Source organism: Thermomonas haemolytica (genome assembly GCF_004346265.1).
In the GTDB taxonomy this organism is placed as follows: Bacteria; Pseudomonadota; Gammaproteobacteria; order Xanthomonadales; family Xanthomonadaceae; genus Thermomonas; species Thermomonas haemolytica.
The window spans coordinates 23489-42247 of record NZ_SMAP01000009.1; the positions used below are offsets into that span (position 1 = coordinate 23489).

Below are 18759 nucleotides of genomic sequence, written 5' to 3' on the forward strand. Positions count from 1 at the left end.
GGCAGGGTTTGCGGTTCGCCGGGGTGATCTCCCCGGTGCAGGTGCAGACTGCGCCTGCCCGCTTCACCCGCCGCTTGCGGGGCGATGAACGATTTGTAATCCGGCGCGATGCCGGCGCGCCGTGGCTACAGGCCGCGGGCCGCCTGCGCCACCGCGCGGAACAGGGCGCGGCCCTTGTTCATGGTCTCCTCCCATTCCTTCTGCGGGTCGGAGTCGTACACGATCCCGGCGCCGGCCTGCACGTGCAGGAAGCCGTCCTGGATCACCGCAGTGCGGATGGCGATGGCGGTATCGGCATCGCCATGCCAGCCGATGTAGCCGATCGCGCCGGCGTACACGTTGCGCTTGACCGGCTCGAGCTGGCGGATGATCTCCAGCGCGCGGATCTTGGGCGCGCCGGACACGGTGCCGGCGGGGAAGGTGGCGCGCAGCACGTCGGTATAGCTCAGGCCCTCCTGCAGGCGGCCGGTGACTTCGCTGACGATGTGCATGACGTGGCTGTAGCGTTCGATCACGAAGCGCTCGCGCACCTCCACGCTGCCCGCCTGCGACACCCGCCCGACATCGTTGCGACCGAGGTCGATCAGCATCAGGTGCTCGGCGCGCTCCTTGGGGTCGGCCAGCAGCTCGGCCTCCAGCGCCGCATCTTCCTCCGGCGTGCGTCCGCGCGGCCGGGTGCCGGCGATCGGGCGTACCGTCACCTTGCCGCCCTGCAGCCGCACCAGGATCTCCGGCGAGGAGCCGACCACCTGGGTGCCGCCGACGTCGAGGAAGTACATGTAGGGCGACGGATTGAGCGCGCGCAGGGCGCGGTACACATCCACCGGGCGCGCGCGGAACGGCACGCGCATGCGCTGGCTGAGCACCACCTGGAACGCATCGCCGGCGCGGATGTAGTCCTTCACCTGCTCCACCGCGGCAATGAAACCCTCGCGGGTGAAGCCGCTGACGAAGTCGGCCTCGTCCAGCGCCGCCGGCTGCAGCGTCTCCGGATACGGCGCGCCGCCGTGGCGCAGGCGGTGGGTGAGCGCGTCCAGCCGGCGGTTGGCGCGCGCCCACGCCTGCGGCGCGCGCGGATCGGCATGCACGATGAGGTACAGCCGGCCCTTGAGGTTGTCGAACACCGCCAGCTCATCGCTCTGCATCAGCAGGATGTCGGGCGTGCCCAACTCGTCCGGCTTCGGGTTGGCACGCAGGCGCGGCTCGATGTACTCGATGCACTCGAAGCCGAACCAGCCGACCAGGCCGCCGGTGAACCCGGGCAGATCCGGAATCTCCGGCACGTGCTGCTGCGCGCGCAGGCGTTCGACCTCGGCCAGCGGGTCGGCCACCTCGCGTGCTTCCACCACCTCGCCGTGCTCGCGCACGGTCAGGACATGACCGCGGAACTCGTACACCCGCCGCGCCGGCAGGCCGATGATCGAATAGCGGCCGAAGCGCTCGCCGCCTTCCACCGATTCGAACAGGTAGGTGTGCGGGCCATCCGCCAGCTGCAGGTAGACCGACAGCGGGGTGTCGAGGTCGGACAGCACCTCGCGCACCACCGGGACCAGGGTATGGCCGTCAGCCGCGGCCTGGGCGAAGCGTTGTTGCGGGGACGAAGCGGGAACGGTCACGTAGGGATTCCTTGGACGATACGGCAGGGGCGGACGCGGCGGCATCGCCACGCCACCATCGCCAGCCATGCCCGCAGGAAGTGCCCGTCCGATCCATGCGCGCACTCTAGCGGCAGCCGCCGCCCGCACGCAAACACGCCTGCGTCATCTGCCCGTCATCGACGGCGGGCAGCATGGGAGTCCATCGCAGGGACGGCGGACGGGCAGGACGCCCAAATATTGGTGACGACCGGCGCCGCGCGCCCCCTCGCGGCGCCGGTTTTTTTCGCGTCCGCCCGGCGCAGCCCGCATGGCTGGGCTTGCAATAGCTAGAATGCGCCGCCGTCCGCCGCCGCCAAGGCCACGGCCACGGAACTTCCCGCGCCTGCCACGACTCTAGCCGCCACCCCACGTCACCCCGGGCCTGCGTGCCCGGACGCCACGCCGCATCCGTGCACACCGCTTCCGACCTCCGCTACAAACGCTGGACCCTGGCCTACCTGCTGCTGTTCGGGCTGGCGTGGTGGGCGATCTTCGCCTTCACCCGGCACGCCCTCGACCACGCCGACATGGTCGAGAACTACGTCTGGGGCATGGAATGGCAGTGGGGCAACAACAAGCACCCGCCGCTGTTCGGCTGGATCACCGCGGCCTGGTTTTCCCTGCTGCCGACCCGCGACTGGGCCTATTACCTGCTGGAGGAAGCCAACCTGGTGCTGGCGCTGTGGTGGCTGGCGCTGGCGATGCGCCGCTGCATGGCCTGGGACCGGGTGCTGATCGGTGTCGTGCTGACCAGCCTGGTGACCCTGTACGGGGCCGACAGCGGCTACAAGTACAACGCCAACACCGCGCAGCTGCCGTTCATCGCCGGCTTCGCCTGGAGCCTGCTGCACGCGCTGCAGGGCCGGCGCCTGCGCTGGTTCGCGCTGGCGGGCGCATTCGCTGGCGCGGCCCTGCTGTGCAAGTACTCGGCGCTGCTGGTGCTGGCGGCGGTGGCGCTGCCGGCGGTGCTGGCGCTACGCCCGCCGTGGCGCACGCTCGTTTCCGGCGGCGCGCTGGCGGCCGCGGTGGCGGGAGCGCTGCTGCTGCCGCACGTGCTGTGGTCGATCCGGCACGGCTGGCCCAGCCTGCACTACATGCACTCGGCGCATCAGGCCAGCAGCGCCGCCGACATCGCGCTGGCGCACCTGACCGTGCTGGTCTCGGCGCTGCTCTACTGCGCGCTGGCGCTGCTGGTGTGGGCGCTGGCGCGCTTTGAGCTGCCGCGTGCCGCATCCGCGCCGCTGCCCGCCGCATCAGCCGCGCCGCGCCTGGGCGGGCGCATCCTGCTCGCGGCGCTGGTGCTGACCCTGGGCGGGGCGCTGCTGGAACGGGTGACGCCGGTCCCGCCGTGGCTGATCCCGGTACTGCTGTTCACCGGCTGGGCGCTGGTGGAACGCGTGCCGGAGGATCGCGACAGCGGCCTGATGGCGCGCCGGGTGCTGATCGCCGCGCTGGCCTGGCTGGTGACGATGGGGATCGCTGCAGGCGTCATGGAGGCACGCTACCGCCGCCTGCCGGCACCGCCGGTCTATGTGCTGCCGCAGACCATGGCCGAGCAGGTGCAGCGGCTCTACCGGCAGGCCTACGGTGCGCCGATCGAATACGCGGCCGGCAGCTTCCCGCTGCCGTACTTCCTCGCCTTCTACGGCAGCGACCACCCGCACGCGCTGTACGAATTCGACCTCGGGCAATCGACCTGGATCGATCCTGTGGCCCTGCGCGCCGGCAATAAAGTGGCCCTGTGCGGCAGCCTGCGCTATTTCGGACAGCCGCCGGCGCCAGAGTGCGCAACGCGCGCAACCGCCCTGTTCGGGCCACCCGACCAGACCCGCACCCTGCAATGGCGCGTGCACGACCCGGACCGCCGGCGCCAGGGGCTGCAGACCGTGGAGGTGCTGATGTGGAAGCCGCGCCAGCCGGTGGGCGCGGCGGAGTAAGGCAGGCGGCTCAGCGGGCGCGCGCCTGCGCCACCGCCTGCTTCATGCGCGCGATGATGGCGGCGTAGTCGGGCTGGCCGAAAATGGCGCTGCCGGCGACGAAGGTATCGGCGCCGGCGGCCGCAATCTCGCCGATGTTGTCCGGCTTCACGCCGCCGTCGATCTCCAGCCGGATCGGCTTGCCGCAGGCATCGATCCTTTCGCGCACCCGCCGCAGCTTGTCCAGCGCGGACGGGATGAACGCCTGCCCGCCAAAGCCGGGGTTGACCGACATCACCAGCACCAGGTCGAGTTCCTCCAGTACCCAGTCCAGCACCTCCACCGGGGTGGCCGGGTTGAGCACCAGCCCGGCCTGGCAGCCCTGCGCCTTGATCAGCTGGAGCGTGCGGTGCACGTGGCGGCTGGCCTCGGGATGGAAGCTGATCAGGCTGGCCCCGGCCTTGGCGAAGTCGGGCACGATCCGGTCCACCGGCTCCACCATCAGGTGCACGTCGATCGGCGCGGTGACGCCGTGCTTGCGCAGCGCCTCGCATACCAGCGGGCCGATGGTGAGGTTGGGCACGTAATGGTTGTCCATCACGTCGAAGTGCACCCAGTCGGCGCCGGCCGCGAGCACGGCATCGACCTCCTCGCCCAGTTTCGCGAAGTTGGCAGACAGGATGGAGGGGGCGATGACGGTCGGCTGCATGGTCTTAAGCGTTCCTGCGGAGTTTGCGGATGCGGTCGTAGGCGGCGTTGATCTCGCGCGCCTTCTGCTCGGCGAGCGCGCGCAACTCGGGCGCGGCGCCGGCCACGCGGTCGGGATGGTACTGCGCCATCAGGCGGCGGTAGGCGCGGTCGATCTCGGCATCGCTGGCATCGGCCCCCACGCCGAACACGCGGTAGGCCCAGTCCACGTCGGCATCCCCGGGCGGCGGATCGGCCGGTGGCGGGCGCGGGGGCCTGCGGCGGGAGAACGCATCGTGGTCGAACAGATAGCCCACCAGCAGGCCGATGAAGCCGCCGACCGGATGCCGCAGCAGCAGCCAGCCGGCGATGAAGCCCAGGAATTGTCCGTACCAGCGTCGCATCCGCGCAGTTTACAGGGCGGGCCGGGGGTGCCGGCCTTAAACTAGGCGCCCCATTCCCCTGCCCGCGCGCCCATGGCCACCACCCTGCTCCAGTCCGACCTGCCCGGCCTGAACCTGATCCACCGCGGCAAGGTCCGCGACGTGTTCGACCTCGGCGACGGCACGCTGCTGATGGTCGCCACCGACCGCCTGAGCGCATTCGACGTGGTGCTGCCCGACCCGATCCCCGGCAAGGGCGAGATGCTGTGCCAGATCAGCAATTTCTGGTTCGACAAGACCGCCCACATCATTCCCAACCACCTGACCGGGATCGACGTCGCCGCGGTACTGCCGGCCGGCGTGGACAAGGCGCTGTATGCCAAGCGCGCGGTGGTGACCAAGAAGCTCAAGCCGGTGCCGGTGGAATGCATCGCGCGCGGCTACCTCATCGGCAGCGGCTGGAAGGACTACCAGCGCACCGGCACGGTCAGCGGCATCGCCCTGCCCGCCGGCTTGCAGCAGGCGCAGCAGCTGCCCGAACCCATCTTCACGCCCTCCACCAAGGCGGCGGTGGGTGACCACGACGAGAACATCAGCTTTGCGCAGGCGGTGAACCTGGTCGGCCGCGAACGCGCCGAGCAGGTGCGCGACGCGACCCTGGCGCTGTATGCCTTCGCCCGCGACTACGCCGCGCAGCGCGGCATCATCCTCGCCGACACCAAGTTCGAGTTCGGCACCGACGAAGACGGCAAGCTCTACGTGATGGACGAGATGCTGACGCCGGATTCGTCGCGCTACTGGCCGGCCGAGCAGTACGCCGTCGGCACCAGCCCGCCGAGCTACGACAAGCAGTTCGTGCGCGACTACCTGGAGACGCTGGACTGGAACAAGACCCCGCCCGGTCCGCGCCTGCCGGCCGAGGTGATCGCCAAGACCCGCGCCAAGTACGCCGAAGCGCTGGAAAAACTGGCCGGCCTGCGCATCGACTGAGCGCCGGCAGGCCCGGAACGACGCCCGCCTACCGCGCCTAGCGCGCGGCCTGCGCCCGCGGCAGCACCAGCGCCAGCCACAGCATGCCGGCCAGCGCCGCCACCACCGAGGCGCCAAGCACCCCGAGCACGCTCTCGGTGTAGTGCAGCCCCTGCCCGCCGAACGCCAGCCCCGCGATGAACAGGCTCATGGTGAAGCCGATGCCGCACAGCAGGCCCAGGCCCAGCATCGCGCGCAGGTCCATGCCCTCGGGGAAACGCGCCAGCCCCAGCGCGCGCATCAGCAGCGCCGCGCCGACGATCCCGACCGGCTTGCCCAGCACCAGCCCCAGCCCGATCCCGGCCGGCAATGGCGCGGCAAGATCGGACACCTGCAGCCCCCCCAGCGCCAGGCCGGCATTGGCGAACGCGAACAGCGGCAGGATCCCGAACGCCACGTAGGGGTGCAGCGCATGCTCCAGCGCCTCCAGCGGGGAATGCTCGTTGGCATCCTCGATCGCGTTGCGGCGGTCGTAGTGCGGGATCATCAACCCGGTCACCACCCCGGCCAGGGTGGCGTGCACGCCCGAGGCCAGCACCAGGCCCCACAGCACCAGCCCCAAGCCGAGATACGGGGCCAGGTGGGTCACCTTGCGCCGGTTCAGCCCCCACATCGCCACCACCACCACCGCCGCGCCGGCCAACGCCGGCAGCGACAGCCCCTGCGTGTAGAACAGGGCGATGATGAGGATCGCGATCAAATCGTCGGCCACCGCGATGGTGGACAGCAGCAGCTTCATCCCCAGCGGCACCCGCGACCCCAGCAGCGCCAGCACGCCCAAGGCGAAGGCGATGTCGGTGGCGGTGGGCACGGCCCAGCCGCGCATGGATTCGGCATCGGCATGATTGAGCGCGGTATATAGCAGGGCCGGTACCGCCACGCCGCCGATCGCGCACACCACCGGCAGCAGGAGCTGGTCACGGCTGGACAGCTGGCCGGAGACCACCTCGCGCTTGATTTCCAGCGCCACCAGCAGGAAGAAGATCGCCATCAGGCCGTCGTTGATCCACCAGTGGGCGGATTTGCCCCACGGCGCCGGCCCCAGCGGGGTGTCGCGGAACACCTCGTAGGCATCCGCCAGCGGCGAATTGGCCACCAGCATGGCCAGCGCCGCGGCGGCGATCAGGACGATGCCGCCAGCGGCCTCGAGCCGGAAGAACTCGCCCAGCACGTGCTGGGCGCGCGCGAAAACGGAGATGTATCGGATCTTCTGCATGGCCGGGAGTATAGACGGCCCGCGCGCAGGCGCCCGCGCGGTGTTCACGGCGCCGTGCGCCGCGATGGCCGTCCGTGGTTCGACAGGCTCACCACGAACGGCATCCAGCAGGCCACCAACGGCGAACCGACACGCCCCGGGCAGCGATCCAACACGCCGCGGACGCCGACCCTACGCGCCCTAAAGCGACCCCACGCGCTCCGAATAGCCATCCGACGCCCTGGGCGGAAATCCCGCGCGCGCATCAGGCCGCGCTCCCGGACTCCCGGACGCCCGCGCGGGCGTCGCCGGCACGCGCCGCCTCAGGCGCGGAAGTGCTTGCCCAGCCCGGCCCAGCAGGCCTGGTAGTCGTGCTGGCGGTGCGCGGCGTCCAGCGCCTGCGCCGTCGGTCGGATCACCGCGCGGGTCTCGAACATGAAGGCCATGGTGCCGGTGATGTAGTCCGGCTTCGACGTGTCGGCCGCGCTGGCCTTCTCGAAGGTCGCCGCGTCCGGGCCATGCCCGGTCATGCAGTTGTGCAGCGAGCAGCCGCCGGGCACGAAACCGTCGGCCTTGGCGTCGTACACACCATGGATCAGGCCCATGAACTCACTGGCCACGTTGCGGTGGAACCATGGCGGCCGGAAGGTGTCCTGCGCCACCAGGATGCGCGGCGGGAAGATCACGAAGTCCATGTTGCTGGTGCCCGGGGTGTCGCTGGGCGAATGCAGCACCAGGAAGATCGACGGATCCGGGTGGTCGTAGCTGATCGAGCCGATGGTGTTGAAGCGGCGCAGGTCGTACTTGTACGGCGCGTAGTTGCCGTGCCAGGCCACCACGTCCAGCGGCGAGTGGTCGATCGGCGCGCGCCACAGGTGGCCCTGGAACTTGGCGATCAGCTCGAACTCGCCTTCCACATCCTCGAACGCCGCCTGCGGAGTGAGGAAATCCCGCGGGTTGGCCAGGCCGTTGCTGCCGATCGGCCCGAGGTCGGGCAGGCGCAGCAGCGCCCCGAAGTTCTCGCACACGTAGCCGGTCGCTCCTGCGCATCCTGCGCCCGCGACACTCGCACATCCCTGTGCATCACGCGCCTGATCAACGTCCGGCAGCGTCACGCGGAAGCGCACGCCGCGCGGGATCACCGCGATCTCCTGCGGCTCCACGTCCAGCACGCCGAACTCCGTCTCGATATGCAGGCGGCCCAGCTGCGGGACGATCAGCAGCTCGCCGTCGGCGTCGTAGAAGAAGCGGCCCTGCATGTCGCGGTTGGCCGCGTACAGATGGATGCCGACGCCGGTGCCGGCCTGCGGGCCACCGTTGCCACCCATGGTGAACAGGCCCTCGATGAAATCGGTGGGCGCCTCTGGCAGCGGCAGCGGGTTCCAGCGCAGCTGCTCCGGGGTGACCGCACCCGAGCCGAAATCGTTGTGGAAGGCCGGCTGCGCGAACGGAGCAAAGCGGCCGTGCACCGCCGCCGGGCGGATGCGGTACAGCCAGCTGCGGCGGTTGGCATGCCGCGGCGCGGTGAACGCGGTGCCGGTCAGCTGCTCGGCGTACAGCCCGTGCGCCACCTTCTGCGGCGAATTACGCCCCACCGGCAGGGTGCCGGCAAGCGCCTCGCTCGCGAACTCGTTGCCGAAACCGCTCTGGTAGCCGTTGCTGTGGATGCTCATGGTCTGCTCGCAGTCAGAGCCCCTCTCTCTCCGGGAGAGGGGTTGGGGTGAGGGTTCGGTGGGCGGCCGTGTTCCAGATCGCCTCCACCACGGATTCAACGTTCGACAAGACGGCGTTGTCCCAGAACCGCAGGACATTCCAGCCCTGTGCCTCAAGCCGACGCGTTCGCACCACATCGGCGTCGGCGGCATGCTGGCCACCGTCCAATTCGACGACCAGCTTCAATTCGACACAGCAGAAATCGGCGATGTAGGGCGGGATCGGATGCTGCCTGCGGAACTTCAATCCATCCAGCTGCCCTGCCCGCAACCGTCGCCAAAGCACGCGCTCCGCGTCGGTGGCCGCGCGACGCATGCCGCGGGCATGCCGGCGCGTCGTGGTAGGCAATGGCGGTTTGGATGTCGTCACTTCGCCGGACCCTCACCCCAACCCCTCTCCCGGCGGGAGAGGGGCTGTCCACGTCACAACACCCCGCGGCGCATCTGGTCGCGCTCGATGCTCTCGAACAGCGCCTGGAAGTTGCCTTCGCCGAAGCCCTCGTTACCCTTGCGCTGGATGATCTCGAAGAAGATCGGGCCGAACGCGTTCTGGGTGAAGATCTGCAGCAGCTTGCGCGTCTTCGTCTCCGGGTCGGCGTCGATCAGGATCTTGTTCCGGGCCAGTCGCGGCACGTCCTCGCCGTGGTTCGGCACGCGCTGGTCGATCACCTCGAAGTAGGTGTCCGGGGTGTCGAGGAACTCCACGCCCGCCGCGCGCATCCGCTCCACCGTGGTGTAGATGTCGTCGGTGAACAGCGCGATGTGCTGGATGCCCTCGCCCTTGTACTCGCGCAGGTATTCGTTGATCTGGCTCTTCTCGTCGCTGGACTCGTTCAGCGGGATGCGCACCACGCCGTCCGGTGCGGTCATCGCCTTCGACAGCAGGCCGGTCTTGGCGCCCTTGATGTCGAAGTAGCGGATCTCGCGGAAGTTGAACAGCTTCTCGTAGTAGTCCGACCACTTCGCCATGTTGCCCACGAACAGGTTGTGGGTGAGGTGGTCGATGAAGGTCAGGCCGAAGCCCTTGGGGTGCTGGTCCACGCCCGGCAGCGGCAGGTAATCGGCGTACAGATCCTCGCGGCCGTCGTCGACCAGATACAGCATGCAGTCGCCGATGCCCTTGATCGCCGGGGTGTCCACCGCGCCGGTTTCCGGCTTGTGGTCGGCCTTGGCGCCGCCGTTGGCCAGCACGTGCGCCAGCACCTCGGCGGTGGGCTTTTTGAAGCGGATCGCGAAGCCGCAGGCCGACGGCCCATGCTGGGCGGCGAAATCGGCGGCGAACGAATCCTCGGACTCGTTCAGCAGGAAATTGATGGTGCCCTGGCGGAACAGGGTGATCGGCCGCGCCTTGTGCCGCGCCACCGCGGTGAAGCCCAGCTTCTCCAGGTAGTCGCGCATGCGCGGGCCCTGCCCGGCCGGCGCGGCGAACTCGACGAACTCGAACCCGTTGATGCCCATCGGGTTGTCGAAGGTGGTCGGCTGCATGCCAAGATTGGGTTGCGCGTTCATGCGGAAGTCCTCAACGCCGGGGAGCGCATTTTATAGTTGCATCTGCAACCATTTTCAAGGCACCCTGCATCCCGCCATGGCCGACCACGCCCAGCTCGTCCTCGAACGCTTCCTGCCCTACCGCCTGAGCGTGCTGTCCAACCGCCTCAGCGGCGCGATCGCGCGCGAGTACTCGCAGCGGTTCGACCTCGGCGTCACCGAATGGCGGGTGATGGCGATCCTCGGCCGCACCCCGGACCTGTCGGCCAACCAGGTGGCGCAGCGCAGCGCGATGGACAAGGTGGCGGTGAGCCGCGCGGTGGCGCGCCTGCTGGCCTCGGGGCGGATCGAGCGCGAGTTCGACGAGAACGACCGCCGGCGCTCGGTGCTGCGGCTGTCGGAGGCCGGCTACGCGATCTACGACGCGGTGGTGCCGCTGGCGCTGGGCTTCGAACAGCAGGTGCTGGGCGAGCTCGCCGCCGACGAGCGCGAGCTGCTGTTCCGCCTGCTCGACCGCCTGGACGAGCTGGAGCTGCGCGCCGAATCCAGCCACCACGCCGGCTGAAGGCGCGCCGTAAACGCAGACGGCGGCCCGCAGGCCGCCGCCGGGAACCCGGGCCGGGCCGCACCGTTCGGGATGCGGCCCGCCGGACTTACTTCACGCCGTGCATCCAGCGCTGGATCAGCGGCGCGATCAGGAACAGCACCACGCCCGCGCCCACCAGCGCATAGAAACCGAAGGTGTAGCCGGCGTGCGCCGAGGCCACGGTCATGCCGCCCTCGCCGCTGACGTGGCCGGCGAAGATGCCTGCCAGGTTGTTGCCGATCGCGATCGACAGGAACCAGCAGCCCATCGCCAGGCCCGCCAGCCGCGACGGCGCCAGCTTGGTGGTCATCGACAGCCCGATCGGCGACAGGCACAGCTCGCCCACCGACTGGATCACGTACACCATGAACAGGGTCCAGAACGGGATCTTGCCGTTGGCGTCGAGCATGCTCGACAGCGCCACCATCAGCAGCAGGAAGGCCAGGCCGTTGAAGATCAGGCCGAGGCCGAACTTGCGCGGGATGATCGGGTTGTTCTTGCCCATCTTCACCCACAGCCAGGCCATGACCGGCGCCAGCACGATGATCGCCACCGAGTTCACCGACTGGAACCAGGACACCGGGAAGTCGTCGGTGCCGGCCAGCGCCTGGAACAGGCCCGGCATGCCGAGGTCGCGGTTGACGATCTTATCGGCCAGGAAGTTGAACGAACTGCCGGCCTGCTCGAAGAACATCCAGAACAGCACGTTGAACACGAAGATGGTCAACATCGCCATCACCTTGTCGCGCGCCACCCGGCCCTCGACCACGCCCTCGCGCACCAGCATCACCGCGGGGATGATGAACAGCGCCATCAGGATCGCCTGCAGCAGGTTGGCGTCGATGGTCAGCAGCGCATAGAACAGCGGGATGCCGATCACCACCCCGAACAGCAGCACCAGGCTGACGTTGCGCAGGCCGGTCTGGTGGCTGGCCGGCAGGCCGATGCCCTTGAGCTGGCGGCGGCCGAACCAGAACCACACCAGGCTCAGCAGCATGCCGATGCCGGCGGAGATGAAGACGACCTTGTAGGCCGGCATGTCCTCGATGCCGAACATCTTCTTGGCCAGGTACTGGGTCACCAGCGGCGCCAGCAGCGCGCCGAGGTTGATGCCCATGTAGAAGATGGTGAAGCCCGAATCGCGGCGCTCGTCGCCCTGCGCGTACAGCTTGCCGACCATGGTCGAGATGATCGGCTTGAACAGGCCGTTGCCGACAATAATGGTGGCCAGGCCGAGCTTGAACACGTTCTCGTCCGGCACCGCCAGCAGGAACAGCCCCACCGACATCACCAGCGCGCCCAGCAGGATCGAACGCTGGAAGCCGATCAGCCTGTCGGCCACGTAGCCGCCGAAGATCGCGCCCGCGTACACCAGCGCAAGATACGCGCCGTACAGCTCGCTGGCCGGCTTCTCGCCGGCGGCGTTGCCGCCGTGGAACTGGGCCACGATGTACAGCACCATCGCCCAACGGATGCCATAGAACGCGAAGCGTTCCCAGAATTCCGACATGAACAGCATCCACAGCGGGCGCGGATGCCCCATCAGCTGCGGGAATTCCGGTGGATTCACCGGGGTGGGCGTGTCTGTGGCTCCGCTCATGCGGCGTCCCCCTCGTGGTCGTCTATTGGTTTCAAAGGATGCGAACCGGGCCACGGCGGGCGCGGAACCGGGCGAGGATGGCCGAGCCGGCGCACCGGCGTCAAACCCGCCGCCTGCTGCGTCGCAACAAAACCCGCGCCGTCAGCCCGCGCCGGGCCCGACCGTGGTGCGCACCTCGAACAGCTCGGGGAAGAAGCTCAGCTCCAGCGCGCGCTTGAGGAACGCCACCCCGCTGGAGCCGCCGGTGCCGCGCTTGAAGCCGATGATCCGCTGCACCGTGCGCATGTGGCGGAAGCGCCAGAGCTGGAACTGGGTCTCGAGGTCCACCAGGTCCTCGCACAGCTGGTATTCGCGCCAGTAACGGCTGGTATCGGCATAGATGCGCTCGAACACCGGCAGCAGCGCGCGGTCGAGCGCATGCGGCTGGCTGAAATCGCGCACCAGGTGCGCATCCGGCACCGCATGCCCCCAGCGCGCCAGGTAGCGCAGGAACTCGTCGTACAGGCTGGGCGCTTGCAGCACCGCCTCCAGCGCGGCGTGCCCGGCCGCATCGTGCGCGAACACCTTCAGCATCGCCGCGTTCTTGTTGCCCAGCAGGAACTCCAGCGTGCGGTACTGCAGCGACTGGAAGCCGGAGGATGGCCCCAGCACGTCGCGGAACTCCATGTATTCCGACGGCGTCAGCGTCTCCAGCACCGACCACTGCGCGGTGAGCTGGTCCAGCACCCGCTTGCAGCGCGCCGCGCCCTTGCCGAACTGCCAGACGCGGTCGTTGCGCAAGTGCCCGATCGCCGCCGACAGCTCGTGGATCAGCAGTTTCAGCCACAGCTCGCTGGTCTGGTGCTGGATGATGAACAGCATCTCGTCGTGGTGCGGCGGCTGCGACAGCGGCTGCTGGGCCGACAGCAATTTGTCCAGCTGCAGGTAGCCGCCGTAGGTGATGCGGCCGGCCAGGTCGGTGTGGATGTCGGCCTCGAGGTCGCGCCGGTTGGCGCCCGCCGTGTCGTGTTCGCTGGTCATCGCGGGATTCTCGCACGCGGCCGCCGCGCAGCGGCTGATCCGGGTCAAGGCCGGGCCGATGCCGCAGCGCGCAACGGGCCGTCACACATTGCCCGGTATCATAGAGCGATTGCTCCAGACCCAAGGCGAACATGACCACTGCCGCCCATTTCGACATCGAATACCTGCAATACCTCAAGCCCGACGGCACCCTGGCCGGCCCGCTGCCGCCGGCGGTGCCCGACGCCAAGGCGCTGCTGCCGCTGTTCAAGCAGATGCTGTTCGTGCGCACCTTCGACAGCAAGGCGATCGCCCTGCAGCGCACCGGCAAGCTGGGCACCTACGCCGCCTGCCTGGGGCACGAGGCCACCCACGTCGGGATCGGCGCCTCGCTGCGGCCGGAGGACGTGTTCGCGCCCAGCTACCGCGAATACGGCGCGCAGTTCATGCGCGGCGTGCGCCCGCGCGAGGTGCTGATGTACTGGGGCGGCGACGAGCGCGGCAACCTGCTCATCGGCGGGCCGGCGCACGACTACCCGTGGTGCGTGCCGATCTCCACCCAGTGCCTGATGGCCTCGGGCGCGGCCCTGAGCTTCAAGCTGCGCAAACAGGATCGCATCGCCGTGGCCTGCTGCGGCGACGGCGGCAGCTCCAAGACCGATTTCTACGCGGCGGTGAACTCCGCCGGCGCCTACACCCTGCCGCTGGTGCTGTGCGTGATCAACAACGGCTGGGCGATCAGCGTGCCGCGCAAGGCCCAGACCGGCGCGCAGACGCTGGCGCAGAAGGGCCTGGCCGGCGGCCTGCACTGCCTGCAGGTGGACGGCAACGACCTGGTCGCGGTGCTGGAAGCCATGCGCCGCACCACCGAGCGCGCGCGCAAGGGCGAAGGCGGCAGCGTCATCGAGTTCCTCACCTACCGCCTGCACGACCACACCACCGCCGACGACGCCCGCCGCTACCGCAGCGAGGACGAGGTGAAGGCGGCGTGGGAGAAGGAGCCCTTCCTGCGCCTGCGCGCTTTCCTGACCGCCGCCGGCCTGTGGGACGAGGCGCAGGAGAAGGCCTGGATCGAGGAGTGCGGCACGCGCGTGGACGCGGAAATCAACGCCTATCTGGAGACGCCGGTGCAGCCGGTGGAAGCGATGTTCGACTACCTGTACGGAGACATGCCGGCCGACCTGCTGGCGCAGCGCAATGCCGCACTCGCGCTGGAGGGCCGGGCATGAGCACGCAAGCCATCACCCCTGCTCCTATCACGCTCATCGAGGCGATCACCCAGGCGCTGGCCTATGAGCTGCGCCAGGACCCCAGCGTGGTCGTGCTGGGCGAAGACGTGGGCGTGAACGGCGGCGTGTTCCGCGCCACCGCCGGCCTGTCGGCCGAGTTCGGCCCGGAGCGCATCCTCGACACCCCGCTGGACGAAACCACGATCGCCGGCCTCACCGTCGGCATGGCCAGCCAGGGCATGAAGCCGGTCGCCGAGGCCCAGTTCGACGGCTTCATGTATCCGATGGTGGATTTCATCGTCTGCCACGCCGCGCGCATGCGCTACCGCACCCGCGGCCGCCTGACCTGCCCGATGGTGCTGCGCGTGCCGTGGGGCGGCGGCATCCGCGCGCCGGAGCACCACAGCGAGGCCAACGAAGCGATCTTCACCAACGTGCCCGGCCTGCGCGTGGTGATGCCCAGCTCCCCCCAGCGCGCCTACGGCCTGCTGCTGGCCGCGATCCGCGACCCGGACCCGGTCATCTACATGGAGCCCAAGCGCATCTACCGCCAGTACAAGGAGCTGGTGCCGGACGACGGCGAGGCCCTGCCGCTGGACGTGTGCTACGTGCTGCGCGACGGTTCCGACATCACCCTGGTGACCTGGGGCGCGCAGGTGAAGGAGACCCTGGAGGCCGCGGACAAGCTGGCGGCCGCGGGCATCAGCGCCGAGGTCATCGACGTGGCCACGCTCAAGCCGCTGGACTTTGCCACCATCGCCGAGTCGGTGGCCAAGACCGGCCGCTGCGTGATCGTGCATGAAGCCGCCAAGACCGCCGGCTTCGGCGCCGAAGTCGCCGCGCGCGTCGCCGAGGAGTGCCTGTTCGACCTGCTGGCGCCGGTCGAGCGCGTCACCGGCTACGACACCCACATCCCGCTGTTCCGCCTCGAGATGAAGTACCTGCCGAGCGTGGACAAGATCGTCGCCGCCGCCAAGCGCGCGATGGCCTATTCGTAAAGGACGCCCCATGAGCAAGAAGTTCCTCCTGCCCGACCTCGGCGAAGGCCTGCCGGACGCCACCATCGTGGAGTGGCACGTCAAGGAAGGCGACGTGATCCGCCTGGACGAGAACCTGGTCTCGATGGAGACCGCCAAGGCGGTGGTCGACGTGCCCTCGCCGGTTTCCGGCAAGGTGCTGAAGCTGGCCGGCGGCCCGGGCGACGTGATCGTCACCGGCACCTTGCTGGCCGAGTTCGAGATCGACCCCAACCTGCCGCAGCGCGCGGAAGGCCAGGACACCGGCCACCACCACGGCCCGTCCCACGCCGCGCCGGAAGCGGCCGCGCCCGCACCGGCGGCGGAGACCAAGACCGTGCCGATCGAGGAGGACGCCGGCACCGTGGTCGGCGCGATGCAGGTCGGCAACGCGGTGGTGAGCGAAGCCGCGGTCGCGGTGGGCGGCGTCAAGGCCGTGCCTGCGGTGCGCGCGATGGCCCGCAAACTGGGCGTGGACATCACCCGCGTGCGCGCCAGCGGCCCGGACGGCACGGTGACGATGGACGACGTGAAGCGCGCCGCCGCGGACGGCTCGCTCCTGCTCCCCTCTCCCACCGGGAGAGGGGCTGGGGGTGAGGGTGCGCAGCACCATGCAGCCACTTCCCGTAACGAACCCTCATCCGCCCTGCGGGCACCTTCTCCCGGGGGGAGAAGGGAAGAGCAGCAGCGCAGCACGCTGTCGCAGTCCGGCAAGCCGATGCGCACCCAGCCGCCGGGCGTGGCCGCGTCCGGCCAGCCCGAGCAGCTCAAGGGCGTGCGCCGCAACATGGCGCGGGTGATGGCCGACGCCCACGCCAAGGTGGTGCCCACCACGCTGGTGGACGATGCCGACCTGCACGCCTGGATCGGCAAGCAGGACATCACCGCGCGCCTGATCCGCGCGATGGTGACGGCCTGCAAGACGGTGCCGGCGCTGAACGCCTGGTTCGACGGCGAGACCCTCAGCCGCACGCTGCACCCGCAGGTGGACATCGGCATCGCGGTGGACACCGACGACGGCCTGTTCGTGCCCGCCCTGCGCAACGCCGACATGCTGGACGCGCGCGGCATCCGCGAGGGCATCAACCGCCTGCGTGCGCAGGTGGAGAGCCGCACCATCCCGGCCAGCGAGCTGTCGGGCTACACCATCTCGCTGTCCAACTTCGGCATGTTCGCCGGCCGCTACGCGACGCCGGTGGTGGTGCCGCCGTGCGTGGCCATCGTCGGCGCCGGCAAGCTGTGCCACGACGTGGTCGCGGTGATCGGCGGCATCGAGGTGCACCGCCGCCTGCCGATCTCGCTGACCTTCGACCACCGCGCCTGCACCGGCGGCGAAGCCGCGCGCTTCCTCAAGGCGCTGCTGGACGACCTGGCGCTGCCGCAATAATCCCTGCGGCTGCACTCCCCTCGACGGCGGGCACCGGCCCGCCGTCGTCGTTCCAGCTCTCACCGGAGATTCCGCCATGGCCCACCGCAGCCGCCTGGCCGGTTTCATCATCGACTGCCAGACCGATGCCCTCGACGCCGCCGCCGACTTCTGGGCGCAGGCCCTGGGCTGCACGGTCGCCGAGCGCGATGCGGGCGATGCCGCCGCGCGCTACCAGCGCTTGGGCAACACGCCCGGCGAACTGCACATCGAAGTGCAACAGGTGGCGCACCCCTCGCGCGTGCACCTGGACATCGAGGCCGACGACGTGCACGCCGAGGCCGCTCGGCTGGAAGCGCTGGGCGCGAAGAAGATCGCCTTCGTGCGCGAGCGCTGGTGGGCGATGGAAGCGCCGACCGGCCAACGCTTCTGCGTGGTGCCGATGGCGCACCCCGAGCGCGGCGCGCCACCCCGCCGTTGGGATTGAGCGCTGCCGGCGGCCGCAGCCGCCCGGTCCGCGCCGTGCTTACGGCTTGCCCGCCTCGCCTTCCAGCGTCGCCGCCACGAACGCCGCCAGCGCGGCGTTCACTTCGTCGGCAGTGACCCCCTCGCCCAGCATGAAATCGCTGCCCGGCTCACCGACCTCGCCCTGCTTGAGCGCCGCCAGGCGCTGGCCGGCATCGCGCGGGGAGTCGAAGCCGATGCTCTGCAGCAGCACGCGCTCGCCCTGCACCAGCTTGAAATAGAACTTGCCGTCGGCCTCGCGGTACTGCTTGAAGGTCGGCGCGTCATGGCTCTTTTTCGCCCGCGCATCGGCGGCCGGCACGCTGATGCGGGAGAGATCGCGCAGGCCCACCGCCTCGCGCAGGCGCGCGATCGCCGGGCGCGCATAGGCCTCGCGCAGGCGCGCGGCGCCGTCGCGCAGGATCGCCTCGATCTCGCCGGGGCGCGCCATCAGCGCCTCGTAACGTTCGCGCAGCGGCGCCACTTCCGCATCGATGCGCTCGAACAGCGCCTGCTTGGCCTCGCCCCAGGCGATTCCCTCCGCGAAGGCACGCGCGAAGGCGGCGGTTTCCTCGCGCGAAGCGAAGGCCTGGTACAGCTGGAAGATCGCCGAACCTTCGGTGGGCTTGGGCTCGCCCGGCGCACGCGAATCGGTGACGATGCCGGCGATCAGCTTCTTCAGCTCCGCGCGCGGCGCGAACAGCGGAATGGTGTTGCCGTAGCTCTTGCTCATCTTGCGGCCGTCCAGGCCCGGCAGGGTGGCCACCTGCTCGTCCACCACCGCTTCCGGCAGCACGAAATAGTCGCCGCCATACACGTGGTTGAAGCGCTGGCCGAAGTCGCGCGCCATCTCGATGTGCTGGATCTGGTCGCGCCCCACCGGCACCCGGTGCGCGTTGAAGATCAGGATGTCGGCCGCCATCAGCACCGGGTACATGAACAGCCCGGCGGTGATGCCGGCATCGTCGTCCTCGCCCTCGGCGCGGTTCTTGTCCACCGCCGCCTTGTAGGCATGCGCGCGGTTGAGGATGCCCTTGCCGGCCACGCAGGTCAGCAGCCAGGTGAGCTCGGGAATCTCGGGAATGTCGGACTGGCGGTAGAACCACACCCGCTGCGGGTCCAGCCCGCAGGCCAGCCAGGCGGCGGCGATCTCGAGCGTGCTGCGCTGGGTGCGCGCCGGGTCCTGGGCCTTGATCAGGCTGTGGTAGTCGGCGAGGAAGTAGAAGCTTTCCACTTCCGGCGCGCGCGCGGCGGCGATCGCCGGGCGGATGGCACCGACGTAGTTGCCGAGGTGCGGGGTGCCGGAGGTGGTGATGCCGGTCAGGACGCGGGTCTTGCTCATTCGATGCTGCACGCAGGCACGATGGAACGGGCCTGCATTCTACCCGCCGCGGCGATGCCGCCTGCGCGGC

The 18759-nt window shown here is 69.5% G+C and carries 17 protein-coding genes; 7 read left to right on the plus strand and 10 right to left on the minus strand.

Translation table 11 applies throughout. The features are described from left to right. Positions 1–125: 125 nt before the first annotated feature. Positions 126–1532 carry an anthranilate synthase component I gene (gene trpE, locus EDC34_RS10355; protein ID WP_425477496.1) on the minus strand — a complete coding sequence of 469 codons (1407 nt, stop codon included), beginning with the start codon at positions 1530–1532 and terminating at the stop codon, positions 126–128. Positions 1533–2047: 515 nt separating this feature from the next. Here trpE and EDC34_RS10360 point away from each other — a divergent pair. Further along, positions 2048–3574, plus strand: coding sequence for a glycosyltransferase family 39 protein (locus tag EDC34_RS10360; protein WP_114960718.1), 1527 nt, complete (start codon positions 2048–2050; stop codon positions 3572–3574). A 10-nt stretch (positions 3575–3584) separates the two neighbouring features. Here the strand turns inward: EDC34_RS10360 and rpe are convergent, their stop codons facing one another. Both rpe and EDC34_RS10370 read right to left on the minus strand, forming a co-directional pair. Then, positions 3585–4262 (minus strand): ribulose-phosphate 3-epimerase, encoded by a 678-nt coding sequence (rpe, locus tag EDC34_RS10365; RefSeq protein WP_114960719.1) that lies wholly within the window; start codon positions 4260–4262, stop codon positions 3585–3587. Positions 4263–4266: 4 nt separating this feature from the next. Continuing rightward, positions 4267–4644, minus strand: coding sequence for a J domain-containing protein (locus tag EDC34_RS10370; RefSeq protein ID WP_114960720.1), 378 nt, complete (start codon positions 4642–4644; stop codon positions 4267–4269). A 72-nt stretch (positions 4645–4716) separates the two neighbouring features. Between EDC34_RS10370 and EDC34_RS10375 the strand changes: the two genes are divergently transcribed. Beyond that, positions 4717–5613: a phosphoribosylaminoimidazolesuccinocarboxamide synthase gene (locus tag EDC34_RS10375; protein WP_114960721.1), complete on the plus strand. Its 897-nt coding sequence runs from the start codon at positions 4717–4719 to the stop codon at positions 5611–5613. 37 nt (positions 5614–5650) lie between these two features. On the opposite strand, the gene nhaA is transcribed toward EDC34_RS10375, so the two are convergent. The 4 genes from nhaA to hppD all read right to left on the minus strand — a co-directional run bounded on the left by nhaA (position 5651) and on the right by hppD (position 10068). Next, the gene (nhaA, locus tag EDC34_RS10380) at positions 5651–6868 is read right to left on the minus strand and encodes a Na+/H+ antiporter NhaA (RefSeq protein WP_114960722.1); all 1218 of its coding nucleotides are present in this window, start codon (positions 6866–6868) and stop codon (positions 5651–5653) included. Between the two features lie 302 nt (positions 6869–7170). Next, positions 7171–8520, minus strand: a complete 1350-nt coding sequence (gene hmgA, locus EDC34_RS10385) for a homogentisate 1,2-dioxygenase (protein ID WP_114960723.1) — start codon at positions 8518–8520, stop codon at positions 7171–7173. Between the two features lie 13 nt (positions 8521–8533). Beyond that, entirely contained in the window at positions 8534–8875 is a 342-nt protein-coding gene (locus EDC34_RS10390) for an endonuclease domain-containing protein (protein WP_205388075.1), read from the minus strand. A gap of 107 nt (positions 8876–8982) precedes the next feature. Then, a complete protein-coding gene (hppD, locus tag EDC34_RS10395) occupies positions 8983–10068 on the minus strand; it encodes a 4-hydroxyphenylpyruvate dioxygenase (RefSeq protein WP_114960725.1) in 1086 nt (361 codons plus the stop codon). A 76-nt stretch (positions 10069–10144) separates the two neighbouring features. On the opposite strand from hppD, the gene EDC34_RS10400 reads away from it, so the two are divergent. Further along, positions 10145–10612: a MarR family winged helix-turn-helix transcriptional regulator gene (locus EDC34_RS10400; RefSeq protein WP_205388076.1), complete on the plus strand. Its 468-nt coding sequence runs from the start codon at positions 10145–10147 to the stop codon at positions 10610–10612. Between the two features lie 88 nt (positions 10613–10700). On the opposite strand, the gene EDC34_RS10405 is transcribed toward EDC34_RS10400, so the two are convergent. Together EDC34_RS10405 and EDC34_RS10410 are read right to left on the minus strand one after the other, a co-directional pair. Further along, positions 10701–12233, minus strand: coding sequence for a peptide MFS transporter (locus tag EDC34_RS10405; RefSeq protein WP_114960727.1), 1533 nt, complete (start codon positions 12231–12233; stop codon positions 10701–10703). A gap of 141 nt (positions 12234–12374) precedes the next feature. Further along, a complete protein-coding gene (locus EDC34_RS10410) occupies positions 12375–13253 on the minus strand; it encodes a tryptophan 2,3-dioxygenase (protein ID WP_114960728.1) in 879 nt (292 codons plus the stop codon). Between the two features lie 131 nt (positions 13254–13384). Here EDC34_RS10410 and pdhA point away from each other — a divergent pair, with 131 nt between their 5' ends. The 4 genes from pdhA to EDC34_RS10430 all read left to right on the plus strand — a co-directional run bounded on the left by pdhA (position 13385) and on the right by EDC34_RS10430 (position 17330). Then, positions 13385–14461 carry a pyruvate dehydrogenase (acetyl-transferring) E1 component subunit alpha gene (pdhA, locus tag EDC34_RS10415; protein ID WP_114960729.1) on the plus strand — a complete coding sequence of 359 codons (1077 nt, stop codon included), beginning with the start codon at positions 13385–13387 and terminating at the stop codon, positions 14459–14461. Next, complete coding sequence (locus EDC34_RS10420) at positions 14458–15459, plus strand: alpha-ketoacid dehydrogenase subunit beta (RefSeq protein ID WP_114960730.1); 1002 nt, start codon at positions 14458–14460, stop codon at positions 15457–15459. The genes pdhA and EDC34_RS10420 overlap by 4 nt, the downstream gene beginning before the upstream one ends. A gap of 10 nt (positions 15460–15469) precedes the next feature. Further along, the gene (locus EDC34_RS10425) at positions 15470–16864 is read left to right on the plus strand and encodes a dihydrolipoamide acetyltransferase family protein (RefSeq protein WP_114960731.1); all 1395 of its coding nucleotides are present in this window, start codon (positions 15470–15472) and stop codon (positions 16862–16864) included. A gap of 76 nt (positions 16865–16940) precedes the next feature. Further along, positions 16941–17330 (plus strand): VOC family protein, encoded by a 390-nt coding sequence (locus tag EDC34_RS10430; RefSeq protein ID WP_114960732.1) that lies wholly within the window; start codon positions 16941–16943, stop codon positions 17328–17330. Between the two features lie 39 nt (positions 17331–17369). Here the strand turns inward: EDC34_RS10430 and EDC34_RS10435 are convergent, their stop codons facing one another. Continuing rightward, positions 17370–18689 (minus strand): tryptophan--tRNA ligase, encoded by a 1320-nt coding sequence (locus EDC34_RS10435; protein ID WP_114960733.1) that lies wholly within the window; start codon positions 18687–18689, stop codon positions 17370–17372. Positions 18690–18759: the final 70 nt, after the last annotated feature.

What these genes read in the sequence shown, in the direction of transcription:
- EDC34_RS10435 (WP_114960733.1), bottom strand. Translation starts at nt 18,689, where the DNA reads ATGAGCAAGACCCGCGTCCTGACCGGCATCACCACCTCCGGCACCCCG.
- EDC34_RS10400 (WP_205388076.1), top strand. Translation starts at nt 10,145, where the DNA reads ATGGCCGACCACGCCCAGCTCGTCCTCGAACGCTTCCTGCCCTACCGC.
- EDC34_RS10410 (WP_114960728.1), bottom strand. Translation starts at nt 13,253, where the DNA reads ATGACCAGCGAACACGACACGGCGGGCGCCAACCGGCGCGACCTCGAG.
- EDC34_RS10420 (WP_114960730.1), top strand. Translation starts at nt 14,458, where the DNA reads ATGAGCACGCAAGCCATCACCCCTGCTCCTATCACGCTCATCGAGGCG.
- nhaA (WP_114960722.1), bottom strand. Translation starts at nt 6,868, where the DNA reads ATGCAGAAGATCCGATACATCTCCGTTTTCGCGCGCGCCCAGCACGTG.
- hmgA (WP_114960723.1), bottom strand. Translation starts at nt 8,520, where the DNA reads ATGAGCATCCACAGCAACGGCTACCAGAGCGGTTTCGGCAACGAGTTC.
- EDC34_RS10425 (WP_114960731.1), top strand. Translation starts at nt 15,470, where the DNA reads ATGAGCAAGAAGTTCCTCCTGCCCGACCTCGGCGAAGGCCTGCCGGAC.
- EDC34_RS10375 (WP_114960721.1), top strand. Translation starts at nt 4,717, where the DNA reads ATGGCCACCACCCTGCTCCAGTCCGACCTGCCCGGCCTGAACCTGATC.
- EDC34_RS10405 (WP_114960727.1), bottom strand. Translation starts at nt 12,233, where the DNA reads ATGAGCGGAGCCACAGACACGCCCACCCCGGTGAATCCACCGGAATTC.
- hppD (WP_114960725.1), bottom strand. Translation starts at nt 10,068, where the DNA reads ATGAACGCGCAACCCAATCTTGGCATGCAGCCGACCACCTTCGACAAC.
- rpe (WP_114960719.1), bottom strand. Translation starts at nt 4,262, where the DNA reads ATGCAGCCGACCGTCATCGCCCCCTCCATCCTGTCTGCCAACTTCGCG.
- EDC34_RS10430 (WP_114960732.1), top strand. Translation starts at nt 16,941, where the DNA reads ATGGCCCACCGCAGCCGCCTGGCCGGTTTCATCATCGACTGCCAGACC.
- EDC34_RS10390 (WP_205388075.1), bottom strand. Translation starts at nt 8,875, where the DNA reads ATGCGTCGCGCGGCCACCGACGCGGAGCGCGTGCTTTGGCGACGGTTG.
- EDC34_RS10370 (WP_114960720.1), bottom strand. Translation starts at nt 4,644, where the DNA reads ATGCGACGCTGGTACGGACAATTCCTGGGCTTCATCGCCGGCTGGCTG.
- pdhA (WP_114960729.1), top strand. Translation starts at nt 13,385, where the DNA reads ATGACCACTGCCGCCCATTTCGACATCGAATACCTGCAATACCTCAAG.